The sequence below is a fragment of the Vibrio bivalvicida genome, from assembly GCF_001399455.2.
Classification (GTDB): Bacteria; Pseudomonadota; Gammaproteobacteria; order Enterobacterales; family Vibrionaceae; genus Vibrio; species Vibrio bivalvicida.
In genome coordinates, this window is sequence record NZ_LLEI02000043.1 from 412,433 (window position 1) to 421,430 (window position 8,998).

The following is an 8,998-nucleotide window of genomic DNA, read 5'->3' on the forward strand; positions in this document are numbered from 1 at the left end:
TAACAGCAACCCGGGTTTTATTGTCTATATTATGGCTACTATCCTACTCAAAAGAATTTTAAAGTTTAAAATAAAATGCAAATTGATATTCAAAGTCGTGATGTATTCTATGTTTCTGACGGAACGGCCATAACATGTGAAACATTAGGGCACGTTGTTTTGGGTCAATTCCCGTTTAAAGCTAATGAAAAAACCTTCCCTTTTGTTGAAAGCCAAGACAAATTGACTGATTTGCTCAAGGAAATTGAAACTTCATACCAAAACAATGGCATAAAGCCGTTAGTGTTTTTTTCGATGGTGATTCCTGAACTACGCCAAAAGCTCGTTGAATCAAACTCTTATAGTTATGACGTGTTAGAAAGCATAGTTCAGAAGGTGCAAGATGATATTCAGATGCAACCGAAGCCAAAGTTGCAACGCTCTCGCAGTGTAGGCAGAGACTCTGATACCTACTTTGACCGCATTGCAGCTATCGAATATACCTTGGCGCATGATGATGGTGTTACCTTAAAAGGGTTGGAAGAGGCCGACATTATTCTGTTGGGTGTTTCTCGTAGCGGCAAAACACCAACCAGCTTGTACATGGCAATGCAGTTTGGTTTGCGCGTCGTCAACTATCCGTTTATTGATGATGATTTAAAGCGAATGAGGCTATTGCCCGAATTTGAAATTCATCGCCATAAACTGTTTGGCTTAACAATTGACCCGCAGCGCTTAACCGAGATTCGTGAAAACAGACTGGCAGGGAGTGACTACGCGAGCAATGAGCAATGTTTACACGAGCTTCAAACGGTAGAGTCTTTGTTTCGTCGTGAGGCGATACCCTATATCAACACCTCTTCTCTATCGGTAGAAGAGATTTCAACGAGGGTATTGGAAAGAACGGGGCTAAGAAGACGCCTTCTTTAAATTTTAATTCGTTTCCGAATTTGGCGAAGGTGTTTATCTAAGTATTCTTTCAGTTGATGCCTTTGCTCTAACTGTCTCGAGATGAGCATATAGAATTTGGTTGCTTGCATATTCGGAACGGCGGTAGAAACTAGCTCATCAGACATATAGTCGATACCCCAAATATCTTTCATAGCATGGATAATCTCCCGCCAGTTCAGATAGATATCGCACTCACCTTGTTTAACTTTCTCTAGGCAGTCGTTAATAGAATGCCCCACGCGCACGATGTTGTTTAGTTGGAAATCAGAATAGTTATAGCCGTGATTGCCGCAGACATTGTACTGGGCAAGATCTTGGACATTTGAGATTTTCAATCCTTCAGGAAAACGTTTGGTGGAATATATATAGTGCGGTGTAATGGTGTAATACCAGTCAGTGTATAGGTAATCTTTGTTTCTTTGCTCGTTGAAAGATGCGCTTAGTGCTAAATCAAATTCACCATTTTTTGTGCCGCGCAGACACCGTGACCAAGAAGTCATAGTGATCTCATAGCTGATTCCCTTTTTAGTGAAAGCTTCGTTTAGTACATCGATATCATAACCCAAAGCTTTGTTATTATGTGTATAGGTGTAGGGAGGCCAGTCAATTGCATCTCCGCAAACGCGAATATGAGGTAGATTATCTTGAGGGGCTGCATGTCCTCCAAAACTGAGTAACAAGCTAAGAACAATAATTAAAGAATCAGTTATCCGAACCATCTTATAGCGTCCCTTAAGCACGATAACTTGAGTATAGCCAAGCTTCACCGCCCCATCTAAATTACCTAAGCTGCTGGATAAATGAGTGGGAAATCGAGCGTGGGATGTGGTGAAACAATGGAGTCGTAACCATATACACGCCTGATCATCTCGGGCTGTAAGGCTTCCCAAGGGGCATCGTCGCACACCAGTTTACCGTCATGGAGAACGATCAAACGGTCTGAGTATTGTGCTGCTAAGTTCAAGTCATGTAGAACCACAACAACTGCTGTATTGTGCTCATCCGCTAACCGACGAGCAATTTTTAATGTATTGTGCTGATGGGCAAGATCTAGCGCAGAAGTTGGTTCATCAAGCATGAGAATCTTATCCTCACCTGCGTGGTCAAGCTGTACTAAGACTCGTGCTAAATGAAGACGCTGCTTTTCGCCACCAGAGAGGGAAGGGTACAAGCGGTCACTTAAGTGAGTGACGTCCGTCATTTCCATGTACTTGTTAGCTAGCTTTTGTGCAGACTTGTTTGGCATGTTCAAAGGAATCGCCCCAAGTTCAACCACTTCATGGGCGAGAAATGGGAAGCTCAATGTACTGTGTTGTGGCAGCATTCCGAGGTGCTTAGCCAAATCAGCCGATTTCCATTGTTTTCGCGGTTGGTTGAAATAGCGAATGTCACAGCGTGATGGTATTTCTCCGCAAAGCAATTTTAGCAATGTACTCTTGCCCGCACCGTTTGGCCCTAGTAGCGTGGTAACTTCTCCGGCACGAATATCGATATTAATATCATCCAAAACCTTGCGAGAGCCAAACGTCATGGAAATATGTTTACCTGATAAAACAACTTTACTCATCAGATGATTTTTCCTTTTTGCTTGAAGAGTAGATAGATGAAGAAAGGAGCACCGATCAATGCTGTAACGATACCAACAGGTAATTCTGCAGGAGCGACCGCAACGCGAGAGAACATATCGGCAAACGTAAGTAGTAAAGCGCCCATCAGTGCTGAGATTGGCAATAGGGTCCGATGATCTGGGCCCGACAGCATTCTACCTAGGTGAGGGATGACTAAACCGATAAAGCCAATCATGCCAGAAACGCTCACCGTTACTCCAACACCAACTGCGGTTAACAGAATAAGCTGACGTTTCAAGCGTTGTACGGGAATACCCAGATGGTTGGCTTCTGCTTCACCTAGTAAAAGAGCGTTAAGTGACATCGCCTTACGCACAAATATGATCATCAATAAAACCAGCGTGATCGCACATAAGATTATGCTTGCCCAATTTGCGCCTGCCAACGATCCCATCGACCAGAGTGATAAGTCACGCAGCATTTGGTCATCAGCAATAAAGTTCATGTAACCGATTCCCGCACCCGATAGAGCACTAATCGCCACACCGGCTAACAGCATGATAGTCACAGATGTTCCCATCTTGCTTGTGCCTAGCTTATAGACAAGGACAGTCGTCAGTGCCCCACCGAGAAAGGCGAATATAGGTACAGCGGCTAAATTCATGAACTGTGGGTATTGCTCACTGAGATCAGCAAACAGAACGATAGCTAACGCGGCACCCAAGGACGCACCTGCTGAGACACCAATAATCCCGGGTTCAGCCAGAGGGTTGCGAAACAAACCTTGCATTACGGTACCGCAGATAGCAAGTATTGCACCTACCAGCATACATAAGATAGTGCGTGGAAAGCGTATTTCATGGATAACCAAATTCACATGGGGAGCTAATTGTTCTGAGCGAAACATAAGGCTTTGGACACTTTCCCAAAAGCCAATGTTCATAGGGCCAACAGTGACTGAACTAATCGCAGTAACAACCAAGGCAATACCAAATATGGCAACAGCAGCGCTAAGCGGCAGGCGGCGTAAAAGCATAGTAGTGACTCGTTATTTGAGAATCTGGCTCAAGCGCTCAGCTTCAGACAGGCTTTTTAGTCCAAGCCCACCAACTAATGCGTGACCATCAATTTGAATAAACTGTTTGTTCTGTCCTGCTGGCGTTGCCGCGAGCATTGGCATTTTCTTCAATATTTCGTCGGCACCACCGAGTTTGTTGTAACTGCGCCCGCTGACCAAAATAATGTCTGGCTGCATTTCGACCATAGCTTCAGTTGAAAGCGGTTTATATGAACTTAACTGGCTAGCGGCTGGGTTTACACCACCTGCGAGTTCAATAATCGCGTTAGGTGTGGTATCACGCCCGGCAACGTTGGCAGGTCTACCTTCGTGAATAAGCAGGAACAGCACTTTTTTCGCTGATTTCCACTGGGATTTGTTCTTTTCTAAACGAGTAATCTGCTCTGTCACATGGTTTTTTAACTCGCTTGCTTGCTGCTCGGCTTGAGTCAGTGCAGCGATTTCGTCAATGCGCTCAATTAGGCCTTCTGGAGTTGGTTTTGTATTGACGATATCAACTTCTACACCTGCTGAGCGAAGCTGGCTGAGAGCCGTTTCTGGCCCCATCTCATCCGAGCCAATCAAGCGATTTGGGCCGAGAGCCAAAAGGCCTTCCGCTGATAAACGTCGGTGATAACCAATTTTAGGCAATTGCAATGAGCCTGGTAGTTCGCTAGTAACATCAACCGCGACCAGTTTATCTTGCTGATTTAAAGCGATAAGTAATTCTGTAACGGCACTCCCTGCACTGACAATTCTTTCGCTAGCGAATGATGTTGAAGCCATTAACGATAAAGAAATGGCTGTTACGGTTTTTAAAAAGGCTTTTTTATACATGTTGAACTCGATTAATTAGATTCTTCCGTGAGTAGCTGTGTCGCTTGAATACCGTTTTCTTGCAAAAAGGCGAGCAACTTCACTAGGTGCTGAACTTCGGCTGTTTTATCCGCACCTATCACGATGGGCTGTTTGTTAGATTTGTATTCTTCCAGTAACGCTAGGGTGAAATTCTCCCAGTCTATGTATTCTTTTCCATCAATTGCCCAGTGAGGTTCTTCCTCCAAGATATTGACGGTTAAAGATTTAGTATCTACTTCTGACACAACTTGAGAGTCAGTGGTCGGCAGGTCGACTTCAAGTGAGTCGAGCTTTACTGCTGCAGTGAGCATCAAAAACACCATTACGATAAAAATAATATCGAGAAGAGGTGTAAGATCAGGCGTTAATCCGAAGCGATTTTCTTCCTGCTTAACCTTGATCATGAACTCGCCTCAGTTGCTAAGTTCGTTGATGGCTTTATTGCGGTCAAAGCGTTATCTGGCGACACATGCTGGAGGCTAATACCTTCCAACCATAGGTTTACGTAGTTAAGAGTGTGCTCTAATTTCGCCATGACTTTATCGGCCCACAAACCGAGAAGTTGGGCTCCGGCAATAGCGGGTAGGGCAATAAGAAGACCAGCGGCAGTTGTTCTCATTGCCAAGCCAAGTCCGTCTGCTAGGTCATTAGGGGTAATGTTACCAGTCGAGGCCGCGACGCCTTTAAACATCTCTATCAGACCTAATACTGTGCCTAGTAAGCCAATCAGTGGACTAATTACCCCAATCAGAGTGAGTAACCTTAATCCAGAATTAAGCTGGTGGCGTTTTTCTTGTAACCACATACCGGCGGCGTCTTCACGCAGAGCTTTGGCAAATGAGTGGTGAGCAAGCAACATGGCCACACCTTTGTAGAGCAAAGGTCGGCGAGGTGAGAGTTTTTCTGCCAACGCCTCGATTTGATGGCTGTCAGTAGGGCTAATCTGCTTTAGTTCGCTGCGGATGGCTCGTTTGCCAACACCTAGGCTAATCATGACTTGAAAAAGACGCTCGGCAATAATCATTAATGTGAGTGCTGAGCAGATGATCAATGGCCAAGCCATAAGACCCAATTGTTGTTGCAATTGCTGTAATTGTTCCATTATCGATCCAACTTAAAACGAACAGGGATTTGGACGCGATGAGCCATTTTTTGCCCATCGACAGAATGAGGTGAGAATCGCCATTTTTTGATGGCCGCTAATGCTGACTTATCAAGCATGTCAGTGCCTGAAGATGAAATAAGGACTTGTTTAACCTGTTTACCATCCTCATCAAGCCAGATTTCATACAGGGCGATGCCTTCAATACCGCGTTTTCTTGCTAAACGTGGGTACTTAGGTGCTGAAGGGCGAGTGAGAAACGAAGGTTTGGTGACCATCACTGGTTGAGAGCTTGCGCCCTGATTGACGAGTTGTGGCTGGGCTTTTGATTCGTGCTGTTTAGGCGCTTGTTTTTTTTCAACCACCTTTTGCGCAGTTTTTTCTTTTGGTTCGTCAGCCACAGGTTGTTTCTTCGGCACGGGTTTTGTTTTGGTGACCTTTTTTTCTACCTTGGGCTTATTCTTGACGACTTTCTTTTCCACCGGATTAGGTTGTTTTTCGACCTTTTGGGGCTCAGGCGAAGTCACTTGTTTTTTACTCGGTTCCGGCTCAGCTTTTGGTTGTGATTGTGTTGCCAGTTGCTCTGCAGGTGGTGTTGCCACTGCTTTGAAATTAATCGACACAGAATCTGATTGTGCACCTGCTGGCATCGCAAAAGCTTTTGGCTCTTGTGCAACCAACACGAACGCAGCGTGGATAGCTAACGAAATGCTACCTGCAATGGTGTATCGCTTGACGTTCACTAGAGTTCTCCATGATTCATATCGGTTACCAGACGGATTAGAATTATTACTCACAATGCAAATAAGATCAATTATCAATTGCATTATCATTACCGCCAATTTATGATCGCTACCAGTTTTTAAGAATTTGGCGCGAGGCTAGAGCTGACAAGCGCTGAGAGATTTATGAAATGCTTAATATTTATAATTTCGATGAATCAGTTTTGGCGGTAGATACGCCTGATCCACTTCGATTTGCATTTGCCAAAAAGTCTTCCCCTCATGCAGGCGGTATGGCTGCCTCTTTATTGCCTGAACAGAAAGCTGAAGTATTAAATAGCCTTTATGCCTCACAAGGGGAAAAAAAAGATAAGCGCTGCTTATACATTCATATTCCATTTTGTCGAGTTCGCTGTACGTTTTGTAACTTTTTCCAAAATGCCGCTAGCCGAAAGCTTGTCGACGACTACTTCGAAGCCTTGATGGTTGAAATTAAGCACAAAGCAGCAATGCCTTGGACGCAATCTGGAACCTTTCACGCTGTTTATATCGGTGGGGGAACGCCAACAGACCTGTCGGCGGAGCAGATCGAACGATTAGGCAAAGCCATTCGAGCGTATTTCCCTTTATCAACTGATTGTGAGATCACCTTAGAGGGGCGAATTAACCGTTTTAGTGATGAAACGTTTGAGCGCGCTTTAGAAGGTGGTTTTAACCGATTTTCGTTTGGTATTCAGAGCTTTAACACTCGGGTTAGACGCAGTGCGAAACGTCTTGATGATCGAGATGTAGTCCTGGAGCGTGTGAGTTCCTTAAGTGCCACTGACCAAGCGCCAATAATTTTAGACTTACTCTATGGTTTGCCTTACCAAACTTTAGAGGTGTTTGAGCAAGATCTGAACGATTTCATGTCGACAGGAGCTCACGGGTTAGATTTATACCAGTTAGTTGTTGGTGGTAACGCACCAATGTTAAACCTAGTGGAGAAAGGAAAGATCCCCGCGCCAGCAACAACGCCTGATAAAGCGTCAATGTACGAGCTAGGTTCCGCGTTTATGCAAAAACATCACATGCGACAGCTAAGCGTTAACCATTGGGCGGGAGACAACCGTGAACGTAGCCAATACAACTCGTTAGCAAAAACCTATGCCGAGGTTTTACCTATTGGCTGCGGGGCAGGCGGCAACATCGGTGGCTACGGTATGATGAATCATCGAACACTAGAAACCTACATGACAGCAATGAAGTCTGGTGACTCACTAGTCGCGATGATGACTAAGCAGCACACGTTGGAACCTATTTTTTCTGTCCTGAAATCAGGCTTCGACCGCGGTGTTTTATCACGTGCGGCAATGCCACAATTCTTAGGCTTATCATCATTTGATTTCTTATTACCTTTATTCCACCACTGGCAAGAAAAAGGGCTAGTTCAAGTCGAAGGTGATTATCTCTCTTTAACTTTGGCTGGGCAATTTTGGGCAGTAAGCCTCGCTCAAGCTTGTATTCAAGTACTACAGTCAACGTATCAAGAAAAAAACGCGCTCGAATCAGTCGCGATGTAAACGGAAAAACTATGGAAGCACTAAAACAGCAGGTTGCTCAGCTTATCGAGCAAGAACCCACTCTATTACCCGCAGCCATTGCGGAGAAACTGAATGTCTCTGAATTTGAAGCGGTAGCGGCTTTACCTGAAGAAATGATTGCCCTAGTAGCTGGAGAGCAAGCTCAACATATCTTAGAGAGCTTGGTTGGATTCGGCCCTGTAACGACAATTGTTCATTCTTTTGGCTCAATCTTTGAAGTAAAAGCGCCGTTTCCTAAAGGGAAAGTTGCGCGTGGTTACTACAACTTGATGGGGCGCGAAGGCGAACTGCATGGCCACTTGAAGCTAGATAATGTTAAAAACATTGCTTTAGTGAGCAAACCTTTCATGGGTAGAGAAAGCCATTACTTTGGTTTCTTCTGTGAAGCGGGAAATAACATATTTAAGATCTACTTAGGTCGTAATGAAAAGCGTGAGTTGATTGAATCGCAGGTAGCGACATTCAAACAATGGCAGCAAGAGTTTAGAAAGTAATTCAGAATAATAATAGTAAGAGAAAGTTAGGAGCCTCAACATGGATCAACAAGTTAAACAAGAACGCCTTCAAGGACGTCTTGAGCCTGAAATTAAAGAGTTTCGCCAAGAGCGACGTACACTGCAACTGGCGACAGTCGATGAAAATGGTCGTCCAAACGTAAGCTACGCGCCATATGTTCAAAACCAAGATGGCTATTTCGTGCTTATCTCTGAAATTGCTCGTCACGCGCGTAACCTACAGGTAAACCCGAATGTCTCGATCATGATGATTGAAGACGAAGACACCTCTAAGCAGCTGTTTGCACGTAAGCGTTTAACGTTTGATGCAGTGGCTTCTGTAGTCGAGCGTGATACTGAGCAGTGGACTCAAGTTGTTGCACAAATGCAGGGCCGATTCGGTGAAATCATCGAAGGTCTAAGCCAGCTACAAGACTTCGTTCTGTTTAACCTTAAAGCTGAGAAAGGCCTGTTCGTAAAAGGTTTTGGTCAGGCATATCAAGTTTCAGGTGATGACTTAGTAGATTTCGTTCATCTAGAAGAAGGGCATAAGAAGGTATCAAACGCTTAAATTTGTTTTAAATTTAAGAGCCTAGTAAGCTATTTCTATTCAAAGGAGCCACATTGGCTAATGCCGATCAGTTAAGCCTAAAATGATCGGTTGAACGATCCTCCAAAGACGTT

General features: G+C 44.5%; 11 protein-coding genes. 4 read left to right on the forward strand and 7 right to left on the reverse strand.

The annotated features are described in order from the left end of the window. Nucleotides 1–75: 75 nt before the first annotated feature. Nucleotides 76–909 (forward strand): posphoenolpyruvate synthetase regulatory kinase/phosphorylase PpsR, encoded by an 834-nt coding sequence (ppsR, locus tag APB76_RS16265; RefSeq protein ID WP_054961933.1) that lies wholly within the window; start codon nucleotides 76–78, stop codon nucleotides 907–909. On the opposite strand, the gene APB76_RS16270 is transcribed toward ppsR, so the two are convergent. The 7 genes from APB76_RS16270 to APB76_RS16300 are packed head-to-tail and all read right to left on the reverse strand — an operon-like array spanning nucleotide 906 to nucleotide 6,258. Continuing rightward, on the reverse strand, nucleotides 906–1,697 hold the full coding sequence (locus APB76_RS16270; RefSeq protein WP_237767922.1) for a substrate-binding periplasmic protein: 792 nt from the start codon (nucleotides 1,695–1,697) through the stop codon (nucleotides 906–908). The two genes, ppsR and APB76_RS16270, sit on opposite strands and share 4 nt — an antisense overlap. Nucleotides 1,698–1,714: 17 nt before the next feature. Then, entirely contained in the window at nucleotides 1,715–2,497 is a 783-nt protein-coding gene (locus APB76_RS16275; protein ID WP_054961934.1) for a heme ABC transporter ATP-binding protein, read from the reverse strand. Continuing rightward, nucleotides 2,497–3,534 carry a FecCD family ABC transporter permease gene (locus APB76_RS16280; RefSeq protein WP_054961935.1) on the reverse strand — a complete coding sequence of 346 codons (1,038 nt, stop codon included), beginning with the start codon at nucleotides 3,532–3,534 and terminating at the stop codon, nucleotides 2,497–2,499. The genes APB76_RS16275 and APB76_RS16280 overlap by 1 nt, the downstream gene beginning before the upstream one ends. Nucleotides 3,535–3,546: 12 nt before the next feature. Further along, entirely contained in the window at nucleotides 3,547–4,392 is an 846-nt protein-coding gene (locus tag APB76_RS16285) for a heme/hemin ABC transporter substrate-binding protein (RefSeq protein WP_049843201.1), read from the reverse strand. A gap of 11 nt (nucleotides 4,393–4,403) precedes the next feature. Further along, the gene (locus APB76_RS16290) at nucleotides 4,404–4,817 is read right to left on the reverse strand and encodes an ExbD/TolR family protein (protein ID WP_054961936.1); all 414 of its coding nucleotides are present in this window, start codon (nucleotides 4,815–4,817) and stop codon (nucleotides 4,404–4,406) included. Then, nucleotides 4,814–5,515 carry a MotA/TolQ/ExbB proton channel family protein gene (locus tag APB76_RS16295; RefSeq protein WP_054961937.1) on the reverse strand — a complete coding sequence of 234 codons (702 nt, stop codon included), beginning with the start codon at nucleotides 5,513–5,515 and terminating at the stop codon, nucleotides 4,814–4,816. Before APB76_RS16295 ends, APB76_RS16290 begins: the two co-directional genes overlap by 4 nt. Then, the gene (locus APB76_RS16300; RefSeq protein ID WP_054961938.1) at nucleotides 5,515–6,258 is read right to left on the reverse strand and encodes an energy transducer TonB; all 744 of its coding nucleotides are present in this window, start codon (nucleotides 6,256–6,258) and stop codon (nucleotides 5,515–5,517) included. The genes APB76_RS16295 and APB76_RS16300 overlap by 1 nt, the downstream gene beginning before the upstream one ends. 170 nt (nucleotides 6,259–6,428) lie before the next feature. On the opposite strand from APB76_RS16300, the gene hutW reads away from it, so the two are divergent. From hutW to hutZ, 3 genes are read left to right on the forward strand one after another with little or no spacing between them, the layout of a single operon-like run. Continuing rightward, on the forward strand, nucleotides 6,429–7,799 hold the full coding sequence (gene hutW, locus APB76_RS16305) for a heme anaerobic degradation radical SAM methyltransferase ChuW/HutW (protein ID WP_054961939.1): 1,371 nt from the start codon (nucleotides 6,429–6,431) through the stop codon (nucleotides 7,797–7,799). Nucleotides 7,800–7,810: 11 nt separating this feature from the next. Then, the gene (hutX, locus tag APB76_RS16310) at nucleotides 7,811–8,314 is read left to right on the forward strand and encodes a heme utilization cystosolic carrier protein HutX (RefSeq protein ID WP_049843196.1); all 504 of its coding nucleotides are present in this window, start codon (nucleotides 7,811–7,813) and stop codon (nucleotides 8,312–8,314) included. Between the two features lie 40 nt (nucleotides 8,315–8,354). Then, a complete protein-coding gene (gene hutZ / locus APB76_RS16315; protein WP_049843195.1) occupies nucleotides 8,355–8,885 on the forward strand; it encodes a heme utilization protein HutZ in 531 nt (176 codons plus the stop codon). Nucleotides 8,886–8,998 lie beyond the last annotated feature (113 nt).

What these genes read in the sequence shown, in the direction of transcription:
- ppsR (WP_054961933.1), top strand. Translation starts at nt 76, where the DNA reads ATGCAAATTGATATTCAAAGTCGTGATGTATTCTATGTTTCTGACGGA.
- APB76_RS16275 (WP_054961934.1), bottom strand. Translation starts at nt 2,497, where the DNA reads ATGAGTAAAGTTGTTTTATCAGGTAAACATATTTCCATGACGTTTGGC.
- APB76_RS16280 (WP_054961935.1), bottom strand. Translation starts at nt 3,534, where the DNA reads ATGCTTTTACGCCGCCTGCCGCTTAGCGCTGCTGTTGCCATATTTGGT.
- APB76_RS16285 (WP_049843201.1), bottom strand. Translation starts at nt 4,392, where the DNA reads ATGTATAAAAAAGCCTTTTTAAAAACCGTAACAGCCATTTCTTTATCG.
- APB76_RS16290 (WP_054961936.1), bottom strand. Translation starts at nt 4,817, where the DNA reads ATGATCAAGGTTAAGCAGGAAGAAAATCGCTTCGGATTAACGCCTGAT.
- APB76_RS16295 (WP_054961937.1), bottom strand. Translation starts at nt 5,515, where the DNA reads ATGGAACAATTACAGCAATTGCAACAACAATTGGGTCTTATGGCTTGG.
- hutW (WP_054961939.1), top strand. Translation starts at nt 6,429, where the DNA reads ATGCTTAATATTTATAATTTCGATGAATCAGTTTTGGCGGTAGATACG.
- hutX (WP_049843196.1), top strand. Translation starts at nt 7,811, where the DNA reads ATGGAAGCACTAAAACAGCAGGTTGCTCAGCTTATCGAGCAAGAACCC.
- hutZ (WP_049843195.1), top strand. Translation starts at nt 8,355, where the DNA reads ATGGATCAACAAGTTAAACAAGAACGCCTTCAAGGACGTCTTGAGCCT.